Source organism: Bacteroides sp. 1_1_14 (genome assembly GCF_000162515.1).
GTDB classification, from domain to species: domain Bacteria; phylum Bacteroidota; class Bacteroidia; order Bacteroidales; family Bacteroidaceae; genus Bacteroides; species Bacteroides thetaiotaomicron.
In genome coordinates this window covers 234,859-259,817 of the sequence record NZ_GG774710.1, presented here as the reverse complement: position 1 = coordinate 259,817, position 24,959 = coordinate 234,859, and the positions used below count along the sequence as shown (strand labels likewise).

General features: G+C 38.6%; 21 protein-coding genes and 1 pseudogene. 10 read left to right on the top strand and 12 right to left on the bottom strand.

Translation table 11 applies throughout. The features are described 5' to 3' along the window. Nucleotides 1-413: 413 nt before the first annotated feature. Genes HMPREF9007_RS27850 through HMPREF9007_RS04385 form a run of 3 tightly spaced genes read left to right on the top strand, consistent with a single transcriptional unit; the run spans nt 414 to nt 2,685 of the window. Entirely contained in the window at nt 414-731 is a 318-nt protein-coding gene (locus HMPREF9007_RS27850) for a hypothetical protein (protein WP_277754702.1), read from the top strand. After that, entirely contained in the window at nt 661-1,662 is a 1,002-nt protein-coding gene (locus tag HMPREF9007_RS04380; protein WP_277754701.1) for a hypothetical protein, read from the top strand. The genes HMPREF9007_RS27850 and HMPREF9007_RS04380 overlap by 71 nt, the downstream gene beginning before the upstream one ends. A 3-nt stretch (nt 1,663-1,665) precedes the next feature. Beyond that, a complete protein-coding gene (locus tag HMPREF9007_RS04385; RefSeq protein ID WP_004312700.1) occupies nt 1,666-2,685 on the top strand; it encodes a hypothetical protein in 1,020 nt (339 codons plus the stop codon). A 130-nt stretch (nt 2,686-2,815) separates the two neighbouring features. On the opposite strand, the gene HMPREF9007_RS04390 is transcribed toward HMPREF9007_RS04385, so the two are convergent. Then, the gene (locus HMPREF9007_RS04390) at nt 2,816-3,052 is read right to left on the bottom strand and encodes a helix-turn-helix transcriptional regulator (protein WP_004312699.1); all 237 of its coding nucleotides are present in this window, start codon (nt 3,050-3,052) and stop codon (nt 2,816-2,818) included. A gap of 121 nt (nt 3,053-3,173) precedes the next feature. On the opposite strand from HMPREF9007_RS04390, the gene HMPREF9007_RS04395 reads away from it, so the two are divergent. Both HMPREF9007_RS04395 and HMPREF9007_RS04400 read left to right on the top strand, forming a co-directional pair. Next, complete coding sequence (locus HMPREF9007_RS04395) at nt 3,174-3,647, top strand: hypothetical protein (protein ID WP_008763152.1); 474 nt, start codon at nt 3,174-3,176, stop codon at nt 3,645-3,647. 73 nt (nt 3,648-3,720) lie between these two features. Beyond that, a complete protein-coding gene (locus HMPREF9007_RS04400) occupies nt 3,721-5,679 on the top strand; it encodes a patatin-like phospholipase family protein (protein ID WP_008763151.1) in 1,959 nt (652 codons plus the stop codon). An 11-nt stretch (nt 5,680-5,690) separates the two neighbouring features. Here the strand turns inward: HMPREF9007_RS04400 and HMPREF9007_RS04405 are convergent, their stop codons facing one another. Together HMPREF9007_RS04405 and HMPREF9007_RS04410 are read right to left on the bottom strand one after the other, a co-directional pair. After that, nucleotides 5,691-6,278 (bottom strand): tyrosine-type recombinase/integrase, encoded by a 588-nt coding sequence (locus HMPREF9007_RS04405; protein ID WP_004312697.1) that lies wholly within the window; start codon nt 6,276-6,278, stop codon nt 5,691-5,693. A gap of 123 nt (nt 6,279-6,401) precedes the next feature. Further along, complete coding sequence (locus HMPREF9007_RS04410; RefSeq protein WP_008763150.1) at nt 6,402-6,707, bottom strand: hypothetical protein; 306 nt, start codon at nt 6,705-6,707, stop codon at nt 6,402-6,404. Nucleotides 6,708-6,848: 141 nt separating this feature from the next. Here HMPREF9007_RS04410 and HMPREF9007_RS04415 point away from each other — a divergent pair, with 141 nt between their 5' ends. Continuing rightward, nucleotides 6,849-7,097, top strand: a complete 249-nt coding sequence (locus tag HMPREF9007_RS04415; RefSeq protein WP_008763149.1) for a hypothetical protein — start codon at nt 6,849-6,851, stop codon at nt 7,095-7,097. Between the two features lie 357 nt (nt 7,098-7,454). Further along, a complete protein-coding gene (locus HMPREF9007_RS0125400) occupies nt 7,455-8,834 on the top strand; it encodes a hypothetical protein (protein ID WP_032850676.1) in 1,380 nt (459 codons plus the stop codon). Between the two features lie 97 nt (nt 8,835-8,931). On the opposite strand, the gene HMPREF9007_RS04420 is transcribed toward HMPREF9007_RS0125400, so the two are convergent. Further along, nucleotides 8,932-10,962: a recombinase family protein gene (locus tag HMPREF9007_RS04420; protein ID WP_225651522.1), complete on the bottom strand. Its 2,031-nt coding sequence runs from the start codon at nt 10,960-10,962 to the stop codon at nt 8,932-8,934. 46 nt (nt 10,963-11,008) lie between these two features. On the opposite strand from HMPREF9007_RS04420, the gene HMPREF9007_RS04425 reads away from it, so the two are divergent. Continuing rightward, complete coding sequence (locus tag HMPREF9007_RS04425) at nt 11,009-11,497, top strand: hypothetical protein (protein ID WP_008763146.1); 489 nt, start codon at nt 11,009-11,011, stop codon at nt 11,495-11,497. Between the two features lie 267 nt (nt 11,498-11,764). Beyond that, nucleotides 11,765-12,193, top strand: coding sequence for an Hsp20/alpha crystallin family protein (locus tag HMPREF9007_RS04430; RefSeq protein ID WP_008763145.1), 429 nt, complete (start codon nt 11,765-11,767; stop codon nt 12,191-12,193). A gap of 103 nt (nt 12,194-12,296) precedes the next feature. Here HMPREF9007_RS04430 and HMPREF9007_RS04435 read toward each other — a convergent pair whose 3' ends face one another. The 5 genes from HMPREF9007_RS04435 to HMPREF9007_RS04455 are packed head-to-tail and all read right to left on the bottom strand — an operon-like array spanning nt 12,297 to nt 18,177. Next, nucleotides 12,297-13,412 (bottom strand): ABC transporter permease, encoded by a 1,116-nt coding sequence (locus tag HMPREF9007_RS04435; RefSeq protein WP_008763144.1) that lies wholly within the window; start codon nt 13,410-13,412, stop codon nt 12,297-12,299. A gap of 11 nt (nt 13,413-13,423) precedes the next feature. Continuing rightward, the gene (locus HMPREF9007_RS04440) at nt 13,424-14,527 is read right to left on the bottom strand and encodes an ABC transporter permease (protein WP_008763143.1); all 1,104 of its coding nucleotides are present in this window, start codon (nt 14,525-14,527) and stop codon (nt 13,424-13,426) included. 2 nt (nt 14,528-14,529) lie between these two features. After that, nucleotides 14,530-15,999: an ATP-binding cassette domain-containing protein gene (locus tag HMPREF9007_RS04445; RefSeq protein ID WP_008763142.1), complete on the bottom strand. Its 1,470-nt coding sequence runs from the start codon at nt 15,997-15,999 to the stop codon at nt 14,530-14,532. Beyond that, a complete protein-coding gene (locus HMPREF9007_RS04450) occupies nt 15,978-16,892 on the bottom strand; it encodes an HlyD family efflux transporter periplasmic adaptor subunit (RefSeq protein ID WP_008763141.1) in 915 nt (304 codons plus the stop codon). Before HMPREF9007_RS04450 ends, HMPREF9007_RS04445 begins: the two co-directional genes overlap by 22 nt. A gap of 16 nt (nt 16,893-16,908) precedes the next feature. Beyond that, nucleotides 16,909-18,177: a TolC family protein gene (locus HMPREF9007_RS04455; RefSeq protein ID WP_032850690.1), complete on the bottom strand. Its 1,269-nt coding sequence runs from the start codon at nt 18,175-18,177 to the stop codon at nt 16,909-16,911. A 161-nt stretch (nt 18,178-18,338) separates the two neighbouring features. Here HMPREF9007_RS04455 and HMPREF9007_RS04460 point away from each other — a divergent pair, with 161 nt between their 5' ends. Next, nucleotides 18,339-19,232, top strand: a complete 894-nt coding sequence (locus HMPREF9007_RS04460) for a helix-turn-helix domain-containing protein (protein ID WP_008763139.1) — start codon at nt 18,339-18,341, stop codon at nt 19,230-19,232. Nucleotides 19,233-19,235: 3 nt separating this feature from the next. Here HMPREF9007_RS04460 and HMPREF9007_RS04465 read toward each other — a convergent pair. The 3 genes and pseudogenes from HMPREF9007_RS04465 to carA form a co-directional block, all read right to left on the bottom strand. Next, nucleotides 19,236-20,281, bottom strand: a pseudogene (locus tag HMPREF9007_RS04465) (mannose-1-phosphate guanylyltransferase). Between the two features lie 261 nt (nt 20,282-20,542). Continuing rightward, nucleotides 20,543-23,770, bottom strand: a complete 3,228-nt coding sequence (gene carB / locus HMPREF9007_RS04470; protein ID WP_008763138.1) for a carbamoyl-phosphate synthase (glutamine-hydrolyzing) large subunit — start codon at nt 23,768-23,770, stop codon at nt 20,543-20,545. 9 nt (nt 23,771-23,779) lie between these two features. Further along, the gene (carA, locus tag HMPREF9007_RS04475) at nt 23,780-24,946 is read right to left on the bottom strand and encodes a glutamine-hydrolyzing carbamoyl-phosphate synthase small subunit (RefSeq protein ID WP_008763137.1); all 1,167 of its coding nucleotides are present in this window, start codon (nt 24,944-24,946) and stop codon (nt 23,780-23,782) included. Nucleotides 24,947-24,959 lie beyond the last annotated feature (13 nt).

The following is a 24,959-nucleotide window of genomic DNA, read 5'->3' as shown; positions in this document are numbered from 1 at the left end:
ACCTATTAGGAAGTTAATATTCACAAATATACAATATACTATAAAAGTGAATGCCTGCAAATTACGATTTCACACATAGCTTCTATAAACAACTAATAATCAAAAATCTGCATACATTCTTAATATTCATTTATACTCTTAATGAATATTGGATTGAAACAATCAAATTTCATTTTGGAAGCCTATATAAATCTCATTTTTGGTACATAGTTTATCATACAATAGAAATGAACTTATACTGTATTAGTACATTTATTTCAACTATCAATACTTATCCAATTTAACACAAAACAGCCCAAGCATATTTAAAAAAAATGGGGCTTTAAAACATTGTACTCAAAAAATAAATATTCTTTTGCAAATTCCAATTAGTTTTAGTTCCTTTGTATAATATAACTCTAACATTAAACAAAATGGAAAAACGAACAGAAGGAGCATGGCTGATACACCACACCAAAAAACTATTTGATGTAAGGGATACTCAAGACTTTGAAGATATTGAACTAGCTGGTAAATGCGGAATTTTTCTATCTAACTTAGCTGCAGACGAAAATACCGATTTAAATAAAGATAAGGTCGATGCCATAGCAAAAGCTTCAAGTATAAAAAAAACAGAGATAGAAACGATTAAAAACAAACTTGTAGAGGCACATTTAATTGATGTTGCAAAAAAATGGAGGTATTTCAGTATTAGGCATAACAACTTCTACGGTTTTATCACATACAGCTAATATATTTGATTCTTCAAATTCAAATAATTATCAAAAGGCTGCTTTAGAGTTATCTGAAAGGATATCAGATTTGCCCAAACCTGAGAAAGAATTAAAAGAATACATATCAGATGAATATAAACTGACTTCTAGAGATACAGTTGATTTATTTTCTCAATGTGAAGAAATAGGTTTTATTGATTACGAGAATCTAGATAATGACTCTAAATTTTATTTCAATGGTAACCTATTTAGAAAAGAAAACATTCAAAAAACAAATGCTATATTGAATTCGTTAAACTCTGATGACAGTAGGAAAATTCTTGAGATGAATGAACTTTTGTCAAAAAAAGGTTGTATCACATTCGAAAAAGCTAAAGCTATTTTAGGAGAAGTACTACTAACTAAACTTCAATCAATAGGTATGTACGATTTCAATGAAGTGAGTAATTCACATGAAACCAAAACTTTTGTAACGAAACCATCCGCATTTTCTAAATACGGCAATCCTTTTGAAGAGGATGCATTAGATTTAGCTAAAGCATTCGTTTCATCATTATACTATGGAATGAACTTTAGTTCTTCAGGAAGAGGCAGAATTACCATGCTTAATGCTTTAATGAGAAAATTAGTGAATGGTTTTGAAGTTGGTCCAGCTACAGCCATTGGGGAAGATTATAGATTGCTAGAACTGAAAAGGGTCATTCAGCTTCGTGATGCTGGAAATAATCGCTATTTCATGAAATTACTGAAAAAAGATGTAGGCCAATTGGCTCTACAAGTCTTAGAATTTGGTGATGCAACGGAACAGTCAATCCAAAATTCAATAGTTTATACTGGTAGTGTCACTAATTATAAAGGTCCAGAGCAAAAGCGATTCATTAGTAGGAAAAGGCAAACAAGCCAATCCAAAAAATCAGTAGCAGAATTATTACGAACTTTTAGAAATTAGACTATGGAAACTCAGCAGACGCTTTTTAAAGGTGAATTAATGGAAGAGTTATTGAGATATTATTTTCTAGAAATGGGCTATTTTGTGGCTAGAGGAGTGAAATTTCAATACCAAAATATGGATGTAACTGATATCGACTTATTTTTATATGGAAGACCATCAAGTTTAACACGAGAAAGAATCAATGTTGATATTAAAAATAAAAAAACGCCACAAGCGTTTGAACGAATTGTATGGGCTAATGGTCTAATGCGAATTCTAAATCTTGATTCTTGTATAGTTGCTACAACAGATTCAAAGCCGATAATTACTTCTTTTGCTCAATCAATGCACACTATGGTTTTGGATGGTAAGTTTTTGAACAAAATTAAATCTATCACCAATGAAAATGAGCGTATCTCTGAAGAAGATTTATTAAATGAACTTTCAAAATATAAAAGTTACAAAACCTACAATAATAAGAGTTGGAAATATATCTATGAATTTTCAAAATCAAGACTTCTTACAGAATTAGACTACTCAGGGTTTAACTCCTCTATAATGGACTTAAATTACTTTATTACTAAATATATTGCTGACGAACAAAAAAGAGCAATTTCATTAAGAATGGTCTATGTAATACTAGCACATACTCTTATTATAATGGATTTTATTTTAAAAGACATCGCCTTTTTAGAACAAAAAGATAGAGAATCAAAACTTTCTATTGGATTAAAGTATGGAAATTTAGGAAAAGAAGGAATTGATAAAATAATATCTATGGCAATGCATATCTCGGGAGTGACTTCAGCTAATACTATCATGAAGTCATTAGATAGTATCCCTGTAGATATTCTTAAAGACTTTTTTTCAAAAAATGAGAATGCAAAAAAAGCATTTGGTTGGGCTAAAGAACTCAGCATATTAGCATTCTCTTCCACATTAATATATCCAAATGAAATCGAGTCTTCCTTAAAAGGCGTATTATCTGTCATTTTAGATTTTCTATCCATTGACAGAAAGACTTTTTTCGAAACTAAATAAATTTTATAAAAAACAATCTACTATTTCCTCCATTTTACATAGAAAGGAACATTAAAAAAATTATGTTCCAAAATATCGAGTACAGAAACAACGACAACCCTAGCATATAAACATCTATATAAGCTAGGGTTTAAATTTCCTCTTCCACTGGAGTATCAGGTAAAAAGTCCCGAGGAGAACAACCAAAGACTTTAGCAAGTATATTCAAATGGTTTAGATTATATTTTGCCCTCCGTTTAGGATTCTCAATATCAGCAATAAAACTTGCAGACATATTCATGTAATCTGCCAATTCCATCTGCGACCATTTTCTTTCCATTCGCATAGCCTTCACTTTCTGTATTACAAACTCTTCTATTTTAGTCATATACCAATTATTTAAATTGGTAAAGGAAAGATTATTGCAGAAATATTTTGAGCGTACATGTACGTGTATTATCTTTGCAGTCTCAATTATACAAGAAGTGTTTAAACTAAAAAAAAGAAAAATGAAAAAGAAAACCATTTTTTTATTGACCATTTTATTAATGCCAATTTTCGTAACAAGCTGTTCAAGCGATGATGATAATGAAAAAACAGAATTCACATCAACACTAACAGTAAATGGAAGTGCTGTCAAGATTACAAATCTCGAAGGTAAAGCAATAGCGAATAGTATGTTTGAATTTTGGGTAAATGATGCAATATCCGATTTTTATATTCAAGGTAACATTGACTATCGTGAAGAGCTAACAACGGGGAAAGATGTAACCAAGGGTTGCAAAATGTCAATTGCTTTAGTAAAACTTGAAGAATGGTATTCCTCTGAAAAAGAGTATGTTTCTGGTACTGTTACAATTGAAAAATGGGATTTGGAAAATTTCAGAGTTACACTTGTATTTAAGGATTATAAATGCAAATCGGGTTCAAAGAGTATTGTTTTAAACGGTAGTGTTACCTTTCCAACATCCATAAATATTTAATCAATAGAATAAACAACTTTAAATTGAGTAGTTACATACAAGTATAACTGTTAAATACGGCTTCATTATTCCTATGAATAAAATTGCACTTGCACTTATTTCATTAATATTACCATTCTCTTTAGTCTACACATCACCACGAAAAAAGGTAGGTATCGTTTTAAGTGGTGGTGGAGCTAAAGGGGTTGCGCATATTGGAGTAATAAAGACCCTTGAAGAATTAAATATACCTATTGATTATATTGCAGGAACAAGCATCGGAGCTATTATTGGCGGATTATATTCTATAGGTTATACATCCGAACAATTAGAAACAATAGTGAAACAAACAGACTGGATAGACTTACTTACCGATAAAGTTTCACGCAAAGAAATTCCTTTTCCGTTTAAATCCGATGACAGTAAATACCTTATGTCATTTCCTATTAACAATAGTGGAAAGAATGGAGGTATAATAAAAGGGAAGAACATATCACAGTTATTACATCAACTTACAGAAGGCTATCAAAATGTAACTAATTTCGATAGCCTTCCAATTCCTTTTGCATGTATTGCCACAGATATGGTAAGAAATCAAAAAGAGGTCATCCGCTTTGGCAAACTTTCAGAGGCAATGCGTGCAAGTATGGCTGTTCCCGTTGTTTTTTCACCAATATATTCAGGACAAAAAGTTTTAATTGACGGAGGATTTAAAGACAATCTACCAATTGATGTTGTCAAAGCTATGGGAGCAGATATTATTATTGGCATTGATGTACAATCTGAATTATCAGATGCGGATAACTTGCATTCCATTGCAGGGATAGCCAATCAGCTTATGTTAATGATTTGTCAATCATCGCTTGATGAAAGTACTAAGGATATAGATGCTTATATAAAAGTTGATGTAGAAAACTATAATGCTGCAAGTTTTACAAAAGCCGCAATAGACACTCTCATTATAAGAGGAGAAAATGCCGCAAAAGCCAATTACAACACATTATTATCAATCAAGAATAGGGTAGGCATAGTAAATAATAAAAAAAACAATAAAACCAAATTCCCCTTGTTTTATCCGCAATATGCTCCAAGCAATGATAATCAACTAAGAATTGGACTAAGATTCGATAGCGAGGATATTGCAGCAGTGATTCTTAATATCAATTTGAATAAACAGAAAATCGGGAAAGCCGAAATAGTGGCAAGAGGAGGAAAACAATCTTTTCTCAGAACCCAATATCATCTTCCTATATCAAAACCACAATGGATAACACTTTCAAATCAAATTGGTTACAATGATATATTTTTATACAGTCATGGACACAAAATATCTAATCCAACCTTTATACGGAATACTAGCAGTCTGATTTACTCTATTATACCTTCAAGAAATCTTCAAATGGAAGTTGGAGCTTCATTAGATTACCATCGGTATTATAGAACATTGGTAAGTGAAGATGCAACACTAATGAAACGAAAGAATTTATTTCTTAATTATCATACAAAATTGAAATATGAAACTTTAGACAAAAGATATTTTCCTACTAAAGGTTTGAAAACTAATATTTCTTATACAATATATACCAATTTGCATACTAACACTGCATACTCATCACTTGCTGCCCAAATCACCAAGATATTTCCAATCACACTAAATACATTTATTATACCGACAATATACGGAAGATTTATTTTCAATAATGGTATTCCGTTTATGTACAGCAATGTTATCGGTGGAGAAGGATATAATCCACATTACGAGCAACAAATACCTTTTTCAGGGCTGACTCATACAGAATCCACCCTGAAATTATTGGGAAATGCACAAATCCAAGTAAGACATAAATTTCACGAAAAGCAATACCTTACCTTATTAGAAAATTATGCCATTCATCAAAATCAGTTTTCCAATTTCCTTCAAGGCAAAAAAATATATGGGACAAGTATTGGATATGGCTACGATAGTCCATTGGGACCTATAGAGGGATTTATATGTTACTCCAATAGGACTAACAAACTGGGATTTTATCTTAATATCGGATTTGGATTTTAAAAAATACAGATTTAAAAACTGAGCATATCATACGTTTCTAACAACTCTTCTGTTCTTAATCCTAAATAACGCCTTGTCGTTTGAATATCGGCATGATTAAATAATTCCGATAGTTTGATAAGAGCAAATTCCGAGTTTTCCCCAGCGGTCTCTACAACCTTCCTACCAAATGTTTTTCTCATCGAGTGGGTGGAAAAATGTTCTATCTTCAATCCATATTTAATTTTTATTGATTTAAATAACACATTAATTCGTTGCGTACTATACACTGTTTTTTTTCGACTAACAAAACATTTTTCATCTTTATCTACTATATCCAAAGCCTTGAAACAGTCTGCAATATGCTTTTGGAAATTGGAATTGACTTTTATTTCCCGTCTCTTACCTGTCTTCTTTTCAATGATAACAAACTTTTCATCATCTAATAACATAGACCATGTAAGAGCGAGAATGTCTGATATACGTAACCCAAAGAAGCTACCACAGCCTATTAACAATGACAAACGATATTCCTTATCCCTATATAGTTTGTGAACTAGCGATAACATTGAATCCCATTCCATATAGTCAGAAGTAACATAACTATTTTTTAAGCTCATAATATTCTTTTTTAATTGAAATCTATTGTTTTTGAATCTAACACGAACCCATTTATTATTAAAGCATTGATAATCAACTTATATTCAAAAGTTATATTAGTGAATATTAAAAAACTCTTTTAATTAGTCACCACAATAGAAATTGTTACCTCTTCTATATCCCATTGCATAAGAAAGAGTTTCTGAATCAATTCCTTTATACCAATTCTCATTTGTCTTGGCTTCTTTTCTTTCGTTGTGCGCTTTCCAACTTGCGGCTATCATTGCATCAAGCCTTGCTGCTTTTTCTTCGAGAACTTTGACTGCATCCCGTTCCCAACTCCAAGCTGCTCTAAGACACTCCGACCAAGAACGTCTCCTGCGTTGAAAATCGTTATTGTAAAGTCTATGAGCATCTTTCATCACTTGTCTTTTATTATACCGTTTCATATCGTCTTCGTTTTAATCACAACGCAAAGATATGACATATATTTAATACATGCAATTTATTTACACTAGAAATAGTTAAAAATATGACATTTATTCATTTTATGTCACACAATTACTATTTTTGCAAAAAACTATTGCATTATGGAAGAAAAAGAGAAGAAAGAACGGACAGTAATTCATCTTTATATAAAAGAGAACGACACCCACCACTATTTCGGAAGCATAGCCAATGTTTTTGAATATTTTTCGCCTAATATACTTGGGATTTCCTACGGTTCTTTACGAAATTACGGATTATCCAATGAAAAAACTTTTCAAAACTCAAAGTGCATCATTCGAAAAGGAACCCTTTTGTCAAAATCGGGGAATAGGGGCAAAAAAAATAAATAGCAAACAGTGTGCTACCTAACATTCGTATATATATCCAGTCACTTATATTTCATATAACACATTGTATTACAACAAATTGATAGTACATCGCAAAAATCAGATAATAATAAGACACTTTATACCATACTTGTACTTTTTGAGGGCTTTTCAGGCAAAATTTCTTATTAAAAGGTGGCAATAGATATTAGAAAGTCGTATATTTGCATAAACAAAATATACTTATATTATATAGTTGAAAGTAGGCATACTTGGAAGTAATGGTTTGTTAAGGTTACATTGCTTCCTTTGTTCAACTATCAAACCTTAACATCCTAAATAAGTGACACGTACAAGTCACACAATAATATCAACCTTAACATGTACAAAAATGAAAAATTCTCTTTTAAACTGATGATTTCCGTCAATGGTTACACAGAAAAACCTACCAGTAAAGACTACAACAAAATATCCTTTGCAGAAAAGGAAATTACTATTTCTGGATTGGAGCAATTTATAAAACAAGGATATATATTCTCTTGCACATATATCGACAAGGAAATAAAATCCCTCTTTGGTTATAAGAAGAAAGAAAGGGCTTTACATACTAACATAATAGTATTTGATATTGATAATACATTATTATCATTCGATGAATTATTAGTAACATTGAAATATCAGCCAAGCATTGCGTATACCACATTTTCACATATTACTAAAGGAAACAGATATAGACTTCTATACATTTTCAATACACCACTAAATCAAAATCAATATCAGATACTATATGATAATATTATAACAAATATAGAATTAGATAATCATAATAGAGCAATCTACCAATTTTATTTAGGGAGCTACGCAAATTGTAAACTTATAAACAATCTTATCATTTATAATTATGATGATATTTCCATTTCTAACAGTATAAAAGAAAAGCCAACACCATACAATATACAGTTACAAATGGAAAAGAGGGATAAAGTTGTAGTTGAAATAAAGGACCATGAATATATTACCAATTTTTGGAACCTTTCCCATAAAGACTTAATAGAAAAATACAGAGAAAAATATCCATTCTTTGAAAATAATTTGGAAGAAGCCAATGAAGATATTCCATATATTACAATACCTGAAAACTATTGCTGTATCAAAAGATATTGGTTCAAGGAAAAAACAAAACTTAATAATGGTAATTGTGTTTACTCCAACAGAGTATGTAAAATTAAAGACGGGAACGGGCGTAGAAAAAAACTCTTTTTAAATGCTATAGTACGCAAATATATGTACCCACAAATTGAATTTGAACATTTGCTGCACTGTTTAGCCAACGAACTATACTATTACATCAATAACAGCAAGGACCCAATAAGCAAACAAGAATTATATGATATCGCAGAAAATGCATATAATGAAAACATTGACAAATACTCAACAATGATTAAACAACAGCAGACAGAAAAAAGAAAATGGATAATAAACCCTCAATATTGCATCAAATACAATCTTTCAGCTAAGACTGTACGAAATATGGTAAAAGGGAAAATCAATAATGAATTAATTGGCTTATATTATGATTGTTCCAAATCCCTAAAAGAAAATCTATCAACCTTTAAAGCACTGAATTTAAAAGTAAGAAAAAGTAAATTATATGAATGGTGTAAAGAAAACAACATTCCAACCAATATAAAAAATAATCAATCAACTAAAAATACTGTTGGCTTATATCTGTATAACCCTATTTCGGCAATAGCAGGATAGGATTCCACTATAGAAATCCACCCGTTACAAACTATAGGGGGGGACTACAAAAATCCTCCCCCTGAGTGAGGGGTTACGGCGGTAGGAATATTATTATTTATGACTCGGATAATAAACGTTCCAAGACCTTGTCATTGTGTGCTTTCCAATCAACGCTGTTCTCTTGTAAAGATTTTCTAAATTTTTCATTAAAAGGTACGCTTAAATCTTTATCACTATCTTCATAAGCATAAAAAGGGAAACATCCCATCCATCCTGTTTCTTGTATCATTTGATTAAATGTATCATAATCATACTCACCTGATTTAAACTCCACATATATTTTACTTCCACCATGATAAGTAATAATACGTGTACTTTTATCATACGAAAAACAATGTTCCGTATTATTAAGTAACCACCCCTGAAATTCAACACCATAATGACAATGCAATTCATCATAAAACATCTCCTCCTTTTTATAACGAGCGCATTTAATTGTTCCCCACATCTCCTCACCTCCTTTATAAGATACTACGACCAACAACCAAAGTTCATGTAAACGAAATATAGTAATTTTATCAATATATTCATCAACCATAGTCTTTACCAAATCCCTATTTTTCCTAATCTCATCCATTTTATTAATCAACAAAGGATTGGCATTCAAACGCTTCAAATTATCAATAGTAATTCTCTTTGTTGTGATTTCTCGTGACAATTTATCCATAGTTTTGTTCAACACGTTTTTAGTTTCATCATATTTATGTTTTGCATCTGAAATCAAATTCTTTGCAACCTCATCGTCTTCAATCGCAATAAGACGTTTAAGTGTCTTTTTATAAAGATTCTCCGCTTCAACCAATTCTGTATTCTTTGATGATTTTATTTGAACCAACTCTTCGATTTCTTTCCCTAAATTTTCTATCTTTAAAATATTGGTCTGCTGAATATTAATCTCAGCAAACATTTGAATTGACAACTGTAAAACAAGTCCATCCAATTTCCATTGTCGAAGTTCTGCCCCATTCGTGCATGTTCGTGGTTTATCTTTACGATTCACTCTACCATAACATTTGTAAGTACGTCCACCACTGATATAATTTTTAGATGTTTCATTTGATTTCCCTACAGAAAAATTAGCACCGCATTCGCCACATACCATTAAATGTTTCAATAAATTCTCATGCCTGACTGCATTATTCTTATTATAATGCGCTTTGGAAAGTTTATCTTGGGCTTGCTGAAACAACTCGTCTGATACAATTCGCAGACTTTCTACATGTTCCGAATATTCATAAACAATCTCTCTATCTTGCCTTTCGGATAACGGAAGTGGATTGGTAGGGTCTGGTTTATAAAATGTTATTCTACGATTTCCTTTATATAACTCATTGTGCATAAGTCTGTTTATTGTAGAAATACGCCATTTTAAATTATCTGTATCAAATTTATACTCTTTCACCTCCAATCCTTTTGCTTCTCTATTCTTCTTGTACTCATTCAATTTCCTTACGTATGGAGCAGGTACTTTCTCTGCATTCAATATCTCTGATATTTGAATTGAAGAATATCCACCAACATACATTTCAAAAATACGGGTAACAATCTTACTTTCGATAGGATTTATAACAATCTGTTTATTTTCATTGTGCATATAACCATACGCACGTTCATCCCCGCCTCCATGACCTGCTTGCACTTTTGTTATCTTGCCACTTAATGAACGTTCAATAAACAATTCTATCTCATAGCTTGACATAACAGCAAGCACATGCAATAAAATAATACTACCTACATCTTTATTACTATCTCTTACCCACAATTTTTGTTTATCAAAATACAAGTTAATACCTTTATCTATAAACAATTTGATTTGTTCTAATAACTCCGTAGCATTTCTTGCAAGACGAGAAAATTCAGAGAATAAAATTATATCAATATCCCCATATTCAACTCTTTCAAGCATCTTCACATATTCAGGACGGAACTCTCCCTTTTTAAAACCACTAATAACATCTATGAAAATATCCTCTTCTTCAACGTTCCAATGATTTTCTGCTGCAAACTTCAACAATTCCTCTTTTTGTCTATCAGTTGTCTGTTGTTGCGTACTAACACGACAATAGATTAGTACCTTCTTATCCATATTATTCATTATCTTTGCGCTGTTAATTACATCAATATCAATTAATATGGAAACAAATATAGAAATAAATAAACCAAGTCCCAAGTTTCAGGATGTGTCAATCGCACCTATGCATACAGCAGAGCATTTACTAAATGCCACTATGGTAAAAACTTTCGGTTGCCCTCGCTCAAGAAATGCCCATATAGAAAGGAAAAAGAGTAAGTGCGACTATATTCTTCCTACTTGTCCTACAGATGCGGAGATACAAGCGATAGAAGATAAGGTAAATGAAGTTATCAGTCAAAATCTGCCCGTAACTGTTGAATTTATGACTCATGAGCAAGCTAAAGGCATCGTAGATCTGAGCAAACTTCCTGCTGACGCCAGTGAGACTCTTCGCATTATACGCATAGGAGATTATGACGCCTGTGCCTGTATAGGGTTACATGTATCCAATACCTCAGAGGTAGGAACTTTCAAAATCATCAGTCATGATTATAATGAAGAAAGGCAAACTTTAAGGTTAAGATTCAAACTCATTGAAAAAAAATAGATTATCAAATTAATATCTATATTATATAAAATAAACATACTTCGGTTACATTTTGTCACCAAACGGGCAAAATTGGCATTATTAAAATGACAAATAGACATTTTCAGTCTCAGTTTTCCTTTGGCATAAGGTTTGCACTAATAGCAGTGAACAACGGTTCAAAAGCAGACGGCAAGAGTCGGGATACCCCCCTCTGCGGAAAGCAGCGAACCGAAATTCAAAAGTGAATAAACCGAATGTTTAACTAAAAGATAGGAGACTAAGATTATGATGCCTGTTAGAAGAACTCAAAGTTGGTTACCAAGTATTTTTAACGATTTCTTTGATAACGATTGGATGGTAAAAGCAAATGCAACTGCACCTGCAATCAATGTTTTTGAAACAGAAAAAGAATACAAAGTTGAACTGGCTGCTCCGGGAATGACAAAAGAGGACTTCAATGTTCGCATTGATGAAGACAACAACCTCGTTATCTCTATGGAGAAGAAGACTGAAAACAAAGAAGAGAAGAAAGAAGGTCGCTATCTACGTCGCGAATTCTCTTATTCTAAGTTTCAGCAGACGATGATTCTGCCGGATAATGTAGATAAAGAAAAAATTTCTGCCGCAGTAGAAAACGGAGTTTTGAGCGTCCAACTTCCTAAGATTTCTGAAGAAGAAGTGAAGAAGGCCGAAAAGCAAATCGAAGTAAAATAATACAGTAACCACGATTCATCCCAAGGGGTGAAAACAATAATAAAAACAGCTCTTTTCCAACCAATAAGGATAAGAGCTGTTTTTTATATAATCAAATTCTCAATTATTGATTTTTCCGATAACTGATCACCGCCCAGGTATTGAAACCCAGTGCAAAAAGAAGCAGGACTCCTATTTCAGGCAGCAGTTCCAACAAGCTGCTTCCTTTGAGGTATACCATACGCATTCCTTCCATAAAGTACTTCAAAGGATTGAAATAAGTAATCACCTGTGCCCATTCAGGCATACTGCTCACCGGAGTGAATAATCCGCTCATCAACATCAGAATCAGCATAAAAAAGAACATTACAAACATAGACTGCTGCATAGTTGCCGAATAATTGGATATAACGAGCCCGAAACCGGACATAACGAATACAAACAAAATCGCCAAAAAATAAATCACGATGAAATGCCCTACAGGAGTTATTCCATAAAGCAGCCAGGCTAACAAAAAGCACAAAGTCAATACGATAAAGCCTGTGATCCAGTAAGGTAAAAGTTTAGCCAGAATAAAAGTAAATTTCGGTACGGGAGTCACATTAATCTGTTCGATCGTTCCTACCTCCTTCTCACTAACCACATTCAGGGCAGGCAAAAATCCGCATATCAAAGTCAACAACATTCCCATCAAAGCAGGAATCATATAAAGTTTATAATTCAGATTCGGGTTAAATAATCCCTGCGTATCGATACGAATGGAAGGGGCACTGCCCGACGCAGATATGGCATCAGGATATTCTGCACGTAACTCGGCTGCATAGTTCTTGATAATAGTGCCCAGATAAGCACTGCCTAGCCCTCCTTTCGTTCCATTTACCGAATTGGCTGCAATCAGTATATGGGCTTCTCCTTTGTTCATCCAGTCCCGCTCCAGGTGCCTGGGGATCTCCATTATAATATCCGCTGTTCCCAGTTCAATATTCCGTAATCCATCCTCATAAGATGCCGGCACTTCCGTCAGACGGAAATAGGTAGAAGCCGCAATCTTATTCACCAGCCGCTGAGAAATCACCGAATGATCGTTGTCTACAATATTCAGCTGGATATTCTTTATTTCCAGATTCACAGCCCATGGCATCAGCAACATGATCATGCAGGGAAAGATAAGAATCAATCTCGGCAGGAACGAATTGCGAAGCAACTGTTTAAACTCTTTTTCTATCAGAAATTTTATCATAATAAATTCCTTTATTCCAATCGATATTTAAATTTCCTGATACTGATGGTAATAAGCACTACTGCCATCAGCAACAAAATACCAATCTCTTTAAGTACCAGCACAACCGGCACTCCTTCAATCATCAGTTTGCGCACAGCCTGAATATACCAGCGGGCGGGAATAATATCCGATATGGCCCGGAGAATCACCGGCATACTTTCTACCGGAAAAATCATTCCGGACAAAACCATGGTGGGCATCATCAATATCATTCCGGATGCCAGCATGGCCGCCACCTGTGTACTTGTCACAGAGGAAATCAGCAAACCCAAAGCCAGCGACACGAAAATAAAGAGCAAAGACACCATCACCAACCAGAACAAACTCCCCACTACCGGCACATCCAGTACAAAGACTGAAAGCAGCAAAATGGTTGTCAGATTGACAAAAGATAAAACAAAGTAAGGTACTGCCTTGGCCAGCACGATAAACAATGGTCTTACCGGAGATACCAGCAATACTTCCATCGTGCCCGTCTCCTTTTCACGAACAATGGAAATAGAGGTCATCATCGCGCAAATCAACATTAAAATCAGTCCCATGACTCCGGGCACAAAGTTGTAGGCACTCTTCATCTGCGGATTATACAGCAATTTGACATCCGGAGTCAAACGTGAAACGGACACATTGGGAGGCAACATCTCCTGCCCTGCCGAAGAAACAATGCTGGCTGCATAATTACTCTGCGAGGTAGACATATTGGGATCGGTTGCATCGACTATCAGCTGTACACGGGCATCTCCCGTATAAAGTCCGTCGGCAAAACGCTCTCCAAATACAATCGCCATATCTATCTTATTTTTCCGGAAAGCAGCTTCCATCTCCTGCGAAGAATGAAAACGGGTAGTAACTGTGAAATACTCACTCGCATCCAGCCGGTCTATGATTTTCCTAGTCACCACGTCATTCGAAGGATCGAGAACAGCCAGTCGGACATTCTTCACCTCCGTACTGATGGCAAAACCAAACAAAATAATCTCTACGACCGGCATTCCCAACAGGATCAGCATGGTACGCCGGTCACGGAAAATATGATAAAATTCTTTCTTTACAAAAGCAATAAATTGTTTCATAATCAATCCGCTTTACGCACCGCATGGCGGGCAAGTTGTTGAAACACATCATCCATTGTCTCCACACCAAACTGTTCTTTCAGCCGGGCCGGCGTATCCAGCGCCTTGATCTGCCCGTCCACCATAATCGAAATCCTGTTGCAATATTCCGCTTCATCCATATAGTGTGTGGTAACAAATACAGTGATTCCCCGATCGGCAGCCTGATAAATCAGTTCCCAGAACTGCCTGCGAGTAGCAGGATCGACTCCTCCGGTCGGTTCATCAAGGAAGACTATTTTCGGCTCATGGAAGATAGAGACAGAAAAGGCCAGTTTCTGTTTCCAACCCAAAGGAAGGTTTTTCACCAACGTATCCCGTTCGTCTGCAAACCCCAGGCGTTCTAACAATTCATCTGTCTTTTCTTCAATCTCCATCTCCTTCATCCCATAAATTCCGGCAAAGAGACGGATATTCTCCCAGACTTTAAGATCCTCATACAAAGAGAATTTCTGACTCATATATCCGATATGCTTTTTGACTTGCTCGGCTTCCCGAAAGATGTCATAGCCTGCCACCTTTCCTACTCCCGAAGTCGGACGGCTCAATCCGCAAAGCATACGCATCGCAGTCGTCTTACCTGCTCCATTGGCTCCAAGAAAACCGAAAATTTCTCCCCGCTGCACTTGAAAAGAGATATGATCGACTGCCGTAAAATGTCCGAAGGATTTGGTCAGCTGCTCCACCTCGATAACAAGAGCTGCCATCTGTTGCGCCTCCTCCCGTTCCAAGGGTGGCGGACAAAGAATGGAAGCAAACTTCTGAAGAATCCGTTCGGGCGTATCGATTCCGTGCACCTGCCCGTGATTAATAAAAGCAATCCGGTCGCATTGACGAGCCTCATCCATAATAGGAGTGGAAACAATGATTGTAATCCCCTGTTTTCTCAAATTACGGAGCATCTGCCAAAATTCTTTTCGGGACACAGGATCTACACCCGTAGTCGGTTCATCCAGAAATAAAATATCAGGTTTATGAATCAGGGAACAGCTCAATGCCAGCTTCTGCTTCATACCTCCCGACAAAGCACCTGCCCTTCTTTTCTTAAAGGGCTCGATCTGCTGATAAATATCTTTAATCAAATCATAGTTTTCCTGTATCGACGTATGAAATACCGTAGCAAAAAATTCCAGATTCTCTTCTACGGAAAGGTCCTGATAAAGTGAGAACCGTCCGGGCATATATCCTACTTTCGTACGAATCTGTTTGTAATCCGTCACCACATCCAGTCCGTTGACAGTTGCCGTACCTTTATCAGCCAACAGTAAAGTGGTCAGGATGCGGAATAAGGTACTCTTCCCCGCCCCGTCAGGACCGATCAGCCCGAAAATTTCTCCCTGCTCTACCGCAAAAGAAACCTCTTTCAGTGCCTCTACTTTCCCGTAGCTCTTGCTGATTTCCTTTACAACGACTATGGGTTCTCCTTTTTCCATACCACACCTCCATACATACCAATCTTCAACGAACCGTCATTTTTCACGGCAATCTTCACTGCGTATACCAGATTGGCACGTTCATTTTTAGTCAGAATCGTTTTGGGGGTAAACTCCGAACGGTCCGAAATCCAAGTGACCACACCGGGATAGGCTTTCTGTTCCGAATTTCCATAATCGGAATACACCGTCACTTTATCCCCCAATTTCACTTGGGACAATTGCTCTGAAGTAATATAAGCCCGCAAATACATCCGGTCTACCTCACCCACTTTAAACAACGGTTTGCCAACGGATGCCAGTTCTCCCGCTTCCGCATATTTTGCCAGTACCGTACCTTCAATAGGTGACTGAATATGGCACTTGTTCAACTGATCTTCTACCTGTGCCACTTGTATACTGACCGAATTCCCCTGTTCCGTCAGACTGTTCGTACTCTTCATCAATGAGGATTCCTGAGCAATCAACTGCCGCTGAAGCAAGGTTACCTGTGCATCCCAGTCATCCAGTTGTTTCTGATTGGCAGCTCCGGCAGCAAGCAGGTTCTCTACCCGCTTCTTTTCCCTTTGCGCTGTAGTAATTTGCTGTTTGGTAGCGGCTATCTGTTTGGCCAGATCGGGGCGCTGGCTTTCCACCGATTTCATGTTTGCTTCCAGTTGCAACTTTTTCAGATATAACTGGACGGTATCTACCAGCCCTACTTCTTCGCCGGCTTTCAATCTTGTTCCTTCTTCCACTTCCAGTTGCAGCAGTTTTCCCGCCGCTTCGGCGGAAACGATCACTTCCGTAGCTTCAAAGGTTCCTGTTGCATCATAATCGGGCGTTCCGTTTCCACAGGCAGAAAGCATCCATACTGCCATCCCGTATATTCCTATTTTTGTCATTCGTTTCATATCCGACAGATTTTTATTAATGATTAGTAGTATATTTCAATTGATAGATACCCATCAACCGTTGAATCTCATGCATTGCCTTCGCCTGACGGGCAAGACTCTCATTCGTGAGTTCTCTGAGCATTTCTGTTACTGTCAACGTACCATTCGCAACTTTGGCTTCCGCAGCCTGACGAATATTCGTACGCAACCGGATAATTTCATCATCATCCTGCATCTGCTTCTCCAACGAACGGACAGACTGATCCTGCTGCGTCATTTCCAGTCTCGTATTAAAAAGAAACACATCCCGATTGCTATCCAGTTGCTGCCGTTTGTTTTCAATCACCCGACGGTCATTCTTCAACGTATACAGACTTCCGAAATTCCATGAAAGCCGGATACCTGCAATATAATAAGGAGAAAATTCATTCTTCAGCATATTTAATCCCGGATTACCGTAAGCTCCCTGCACAAACAATCCGAAATGAGGAAGATGGCGCACATTCAAGGCTTTCTCTTGTACCTGCAAACCGGCTCCCTGTGCGTCAAACCACGACAGTTCCGGTCGGCGAATCTCACTGACAGCCGACAGTTCGTTTTGAGGAACAGGCTTCTCCAATACTGTCTCCGTCGAAAGCACCTCTCCCATCAATAACGAAAGCATCTTCAAATAAGCCATACGGGAAGAAGTCAGTTCCACTCTCTTCTGGCGGGTATTCAATTGCTCCACTTTCACAGCATCCAGATCGGCCTGATTGGCTATTCCATTGTCCACATAAGCTGTAATCTGACGGAAGTTCCGTCCCAGTTCATCTTGCAGCAAGGCATTCTGAGCCAACTGCTCATCCAACATAAGAATTCCAAAATACAAATCATTCACACGGCCATTCAACGCATACATATCGACGTTCAACTTTTCCCTGTCAATCTCCGCTTCCGCCGTAGCCTTTTTCTTCTGCATCCGGATTCCTCCGCCATCCCATATCTGTTGCTGTAACTCCAGCATCACCTGATACTGATCTTTGGCCATCCCTTTGATATCCACACCGGGAATGGCAATGGGTAATTCCGTCACATCACTTTGATAAGACGCCTTTGCCGAAAGAGCAAACTGAGGCAAGTATCCCCTCGCCGCATTTTCCAGATTATATTCTTTCGTCTTCTCCACTAAATCATATTGACGCACCAACGGATAGTTATCCTGCGTTTTTTGCTGACATTCTTCTAGTGTTATATGCCCGGTCTGCCCATACATTCCGGGGATTAACAGTAAAAGCGAAAGACTAAAAATAATTCTTTTCATACGCATTTTTTCTATGAATTCTTCAAAAGACAAAGATAGACCTTTAAGTAATAGTTTCACATTCTGATAGTTGGAAAATATGTCCCAATAGTTCGATTCATCCTAAAAAAAGAGAAGATTTAAGGGCTATTTCTTATCTTTGCCGGAAAAGAACTGAGAAAATGGAACAGAAGAAACCGATGGAATTAGGCCTCCAACTGTTGAAGGATATAAATATAGTACGTCACAACGAATTTCGCTTCATCAATGCCGAATTCGGATTTGTGACAAGTTTCTCAAAAATGGAAACGACTATCTTCAGTGTCGGACAACCGTACCGGCTACAGGAAGGCCGTATTGCTATTGTCACTAATGGCTCGGCACGTGTTTTAATCAATCTGATCGAATATATTTTCCTGCCCGACCATATATCCCTGATAGCTCCCAACTCTATCATACAAATCATAGAAGTATCTCACGATTTTGATGCTCACATGATGGCAGTAGACCTGAACTTTCTGCCGATATCCGGAAAGGAAGAATTCTTCACCCATTTCCTCCAACAAAAGAAAAATCTCCTATTTCCACTGTCTACCGAAGAACAAATACAGATAGAGAATTTTGTGACGGTCATGTGGAGTGTATTGCAAGAACCTGTATTCAGAAAAGAGGTCATTCAGCATTTACTGGTAGGATTACTATATAATATAGAGTATATAGCCAAAAGCAAAGGGCAGGCCGAACTCAGTCCATTAACCCATCAAAACGATATTTTTCAGCGCTTCATTTCTTTGGTCAACACCTATAGCAAGACAGAACGGAATGTCAGTTTCTATGCGGATAAACTTTGTCTCACTCCCCGTTATCTGAACACTGTAATCCGGCAAACCAGCCAGCAAACAGTAATGGACTGGATAAACCAGTCCATTATACTAGAGGCTAAAGTATTGCTAAAACATAGCAACCGCCTTGTTTATCAGATATCAGATGAATTAAACTTTCCCAATCCGTCTTTCTTCAGCAAGTTTTTCAAACGAATGACCGGAATGACGCCTCAGGAATATCAAAAGAATTAAGGATTACTTTGAAAACTCCTTTATCCGCTGTTCTTCATCCAGTTTACAAATCAACAGTGTATTATCTTTCTCAGCAATGATATATCCATCCAGACCCTGAATAACGACCCGTTTCTCTTCACTGGTATGTACGATGCAGTTCTTGCTTTCGTACAAACGGACATCGGCCCCTACCGTAGCATTTCCGGATTTATCTTGTGGCAACAGTCCGCGGAGCGCTCCCCAGGTCCCCAAGTCCGACCAACCGAAAGAAGCCGGAAGTACATAGATTTCCTGTGCTTTTTCCATTACGGCATAGTCTATGGAAATAGCTTCGCAGGTAGGGAACAGCTTTTTAATCGTTTCATTTTCCTTCTCCGTATAGAAATCGGGGAAAATACGATCGAAGATTTGCGCTATGCCCGGAGCATATACACGCATCACGGAAGTGATAGTACGCACATTCCAAACAAAAATTCCTGCATTCCAGAAGTAGTTACCCTCGGCCAGATATCTGTCGGCAGTCTCCCTGTCCGGTTTTTCCTTGAATGCATCTACCGTAAAAATCTCTTTATCAGTCATGATCTGATCTCCGGCAGCAATATATCCATATCCGGTTTCCGGGCGAGTCGGTTTGATACCCAGCGTTACGATAGCACTGCTGTTGTCAGTAAAACGAAGTGCTTTCTCTACTACCCGGCGGAATTCACCTGTATCGATAACCAATGCATCCGACGGAGTCACCACCACATTGGCGTTCGGATGTTTTTCTTGATTTTCCAGCAAGCATAGGCGATGCAGGGAGCAGTGTTTCGTGCACAAGGCTCTGCAAGGATATTGCTTTCAGGAATCTCCGGCAATTGCTCCCGGACGATATCAATATATTTCTCGGACGTCACTACCCACACATTTTCCCGTGGACAGACGCCATCAAAACGATCAGCAGTCAGTTGAATCAACGTACGCCCGCATCCCATTACATCAATAAATTGCTTGGGACATTCCGGTGTACTCATCGGCCAAAAACGACTACCGATGCCACCAGCCATAATTACGATATGATTATCCATCCTCATATTACTCCCCTGTTTTAGAATATTTGTGAAATAATTGCGCAATTTACACCAATTTGTCCAATCATGCAACTTATAGACATTAAAAAAAGATAGTGACACTATACAGGAAGGATAGTGTAAGCATACTGACAGGATAGTGACACTATCCCATGCTTATAGTGACACCATCCCAAAAACAGAAATTCATAAAAAAAAGCCGCCCCCGAATGCACGGGAACGACTTTTCCAACTTATTATACAACAATTTATTATTTCTTACTTATACTCTTCCCAGCTCTTGATGGCAATATCATCAACGGTCATCGTACAGAAAGCATTGATAAATGCACTTGCCAGACGGGCGTTCGTTATCAACGGCACGTTCAGGTCGATAGCCGCGCGACGGATTTTATATCCATTGTCCAGTTCTCCGGCAGTCAGGTTCTTCGGGATATTGACTACCATGTCAATTTCCTTATTATGAAGCATTTCCAATGCCTGCGGATGTCCTTCTTCACTCGGCCAGTAGACAAGCGTACTTTCAATGCCGTTCTCAGCAAAGGTTTTATGAGTACCGCCGGTTGCAAAGAGTTTGTATCCCTTGTTTACCAACATACGTGCTGCATCCATCATATCAGCCTTCTGCTTCATTGTACCCGTAGAAAGCAGGATGTTCTTTTTAGGAATACGGTAGCCGACAGACAGCATGGCTTTCAGTACGGCACAGGAAGTGTCACTTCCGATACAGCCGACCTCACCTGTAGAAGCCATATCCACTCCCAATACAGGGTCAGCTTTCTGCAAACGGTTGAAAGAGAACTGCGAAGCCTTAATTCCCACATAGTCCAGTTCAAAGAGATTCTTTTCCGGTTTCTCCACAGGAAGACCCAGCATCACTTTGGTTGCCAGCTCAATGAAGTTTATCTTCAGCACTTTGCTGACAAACGGGAAAGAACGGCTGGCACGCAGATTACATTCGATTACCTTAATATCATTATCTTTTGCCAGGTATTGGATGTTGAACGGACCGGAAATATTCAGTGCCTTGGCAATCTCACGGCTGATGCGTTTGATGCGACGGACAGTTTCCACATACAACTTCTGAGGCGGAAACTGAATAGTGGCATCACCGGAGTGTACACCGGCAAACTCAATATGTTCGCTGATTGCATAGGCTATGATTTCGCCATTCTGCGCCACAGCATCCATTTCTACCTCCTTCGCATGTTCGATAAACTGGCTTACTACCACCGGATGCTTCTTTGATACATTGGCAGCCAGTTTCAGGAAGCGTTCAAGCTCTTCCTGATTGGAGCAGACATTCATCGCAGCACCCGAAAGCACATAAGACGGACGAACAAGAACCGGGAAACCAACTTCATCGACAAACTCATTGATATCCTCCAGCGATGTCAACTCACGCCAGCGTGGTTGATCCACGCCAATACGGTCGAGCATTGCAGAGAACTTTTCACGATCTTCGGCATTGTCGATGCTCTGAGCACTTGTTCCCAGTATGTGAATGTTCTGGGCATCCAGACGCAAGGCAAGGTTATTCGGAATCTGACCACCGGTAGATACGATGACACCATGCGGATTTTCCAGCTCAAGAATATCCATTACCCGTTCGAATGTCAGTTCATCAAAGTAGAGACGGTCGCACATGTCATAGTCTGTAGATACCGTTTCCGGATTATAGTTGATCATAACACTGCGCCAACCTTCCTTGCGAATGGTATTCAGAGCCTGCACACCGCACCAGTCAAACTCTACAGAAGAACCGATACGGTAGGCACCGGAACCCAATACGACAATGGATTTATGGTCACCCAGATAATGTACATCGTTTGCCACTCCGCTATAGGTCAGATACAGATAATTGGTCTGCGCCGGATATTCGGCAGCCAGTGTATCGATCTGTTTTACCACCGGAAGGATACCGGCAGCCTTACGATACTTGCGGACATACAGGCTTCCATTTTCCATATCACCTTCATAACCGATAGCACGGGCAATCTGGAAATCGGAAAAGCCCTGAACTTTAGCCTTGCGAAGCAGTTCCACAGGCAGATCGGCAATCTGTTTATGATTATTTCCCCATTCGTGCATTTCTTCCGAAGTCTTCATTATATTCATCAACTTCTGAAGGAACCATTTGTCAATCTTCGTCAGTTCATGCACCTGATCGATGGTGTATCCTGCACGAAAGGCTTTTGAGATCACAAAAATACGTTTATCGGTCGGTTCGCGCAGTGCTTTGTCAATATCAGGAATTACTAGTTCTTTGTTTTCCACGAATCCGTGCATTCCCTGTCCGATCATACGGAGGCCCTTCTGAATAGCTTCTTCAAAAGTACGTCCGATTGCCATCACTTCACCTACCGACTTCATGGAAGAACCCAGTTCCTTGTCTACACCATGGAATTTTCCCAAGTCCCAACGTGGAATCTTACATACCACATAGTCCAAAGCCGGTTCGAAGAAAGCAGAAGTAGTCTTTGTCACCGAGTTCTTCAAGTCGAAGAGTCCGTAGCCGAGTCCCAGTTTGGCAGCCACGAATGCCAACGGATATCCGGTTGCCTTAGAGGCCAGGGCCGAGGAACGGGAAAGACGGGCATTTACTTCGATGACGCGATAATCTTCCGATTCGGGGTCGAAAGCATACTGTACATTACATTCGCCGACAATACCGATGTGGCGGATAATACGGATAGCCAGTTCACGAAGTTTATGATATTCACTGTTGGTCAGTGTTTGAGACGGAGCAATAACGATAGACTCACCGGTATGAATCCCCAGTGGGTCAAAGTTCTCCATATTACAAACTGTAATACAGTTGTCGAAGCGGTCGCGGACGACTTCGTATTCGACTTCTTTCCACCCCCGAAGCGATTTTTCCACCAACACTTGCGGAGAAAAAGAAAAGGCTTTTTCTACCAGTACATCCAGTTGCTCTTCATTGTCACAGAAACCGGAGCCCAAGCCACCCAGCGCATAAGCCGCACGGACAATGACCGGATATCCCAATTCCTTCGCTGCACGACGGGCATCTTCCGCATTTTCTACAGCTTCACTTTTAATGGTCCTGACATTGATTTCGTTCAGTTTCTGTACAAAGAGTTCACGGTCTTCCGTATCCATAATGGCTTGTACGGGAGTACCGAGTACTTTTACATTATACTTTTCAAGGATTCCTTCTTTATATAAAGCAACTCCACAATTCAGCGCGGTCTGTCCGCCGAATGCCAGCATAATACCTTCCGGCTTTTCTTTCTGGATTACTTTCTCTACAAAATACGGAGTGACCGGAAGGAAGTAAATTTGATCTGCCACTCCTTCGGATGTCTGTACGGTAGCAATATTCGGATTGATAAGAATGGTTTCAATCCCTTCTTCTTTCAAGGCTTTGAGTGCCTGCGAACCGGAATAGTCAAACTCACCGGCTTCACCGATTTTCAAGGCACCGGAACCCAGCAGCAATACTTTCTTTATATTTTCTTTCATGATAGTCGGTTATTTAAGCAGGTTTACAAATTCATCGAACAGGAATTCCGTATCCGTAGGACCACTTGCAGCTTCGGGATGGAACTGTGCAGAGAACCAAGGATTTTTCTTATGTTTGATTCCTTCGTTAGAACCATCATTCATATTGATGAACAGCGGTTCCCAATCTGCCCCCAGCGTATTATTGTCTACCGCATAACCATGATTCTGCGAAGTAATAAAACAACGTTCCGTACCCACCATGCGTACCGGCTGGTTGTGGCTACGGTGTCCATATTTAAGTTTGTAAATCTTTGCCCCTCCGGCTTTCGAGAGCAACTGGTTGCCCATGCAGATTCCAAAGATGGGAAGTTTCTCGTTCGCCATCGCCTTGCGGATATTCTGTACAGCTGCGTCGCAGGTATCCGGGTCACCCGGTCCGTTGGAGATAAACAGCCCGTCAAATTCGAGTCCGTTAAAATCATAATCCCAAGGTACACGGATCACTTCTACACCACGCTTCAACAAGCAACGGATAATATTGGTCTTTACACCGCAATCCACCAAAACAACCTTCTTTAATTGACAATTGACAGTTGACAATTGACAATTAAGCTGCGCGACGGGCATGGTTAATGGAAAAGAACGGGATGTTCCATCGGGAAGATAGGAGATTATTTCTTTGCAGGAAACACGGTCTACGTAATTCACGGCAGCGTAATTGTCAATTGTCAATTGTCCATTGTCAATTTCTTCGACAATTTCATCGTCGAAGACGATACGTCCCATCATGACTCCGTGTTCACGAAGTATTTTGGTCAGTTCACGCGTATCGATGCCTGTGATGCCCGGTACTTTCTCACGTTTCAGCCAGTCGCCGAGGCTTTCCACTGCGTTCCAGTGGCTGTACTCAGAAGAGTAGTCACTTACGATGATCGCTTCGGCATGAATCTTTTCACTTTCCATGAAAGTGGCAAGTCCGTTGGGTTCGATGGTAAAAGGAGGAACTCCGTAGTTACCCACCAAAGGATAGGTAAGAGTCATCAACTGTCCGGCGTAGGAAGGGTCAGTAAGGCTCTCCGGATATCCGGTCATGGCGGTGTTGAAAACTACTTCGCCCGCCACCGGCTTCTCGTAGCCAAACGACTTACCGGAAAACCGGCTCCCGTCGTCAAGGATTAATGTCACATTTCTCATTCTTATTTTTGAA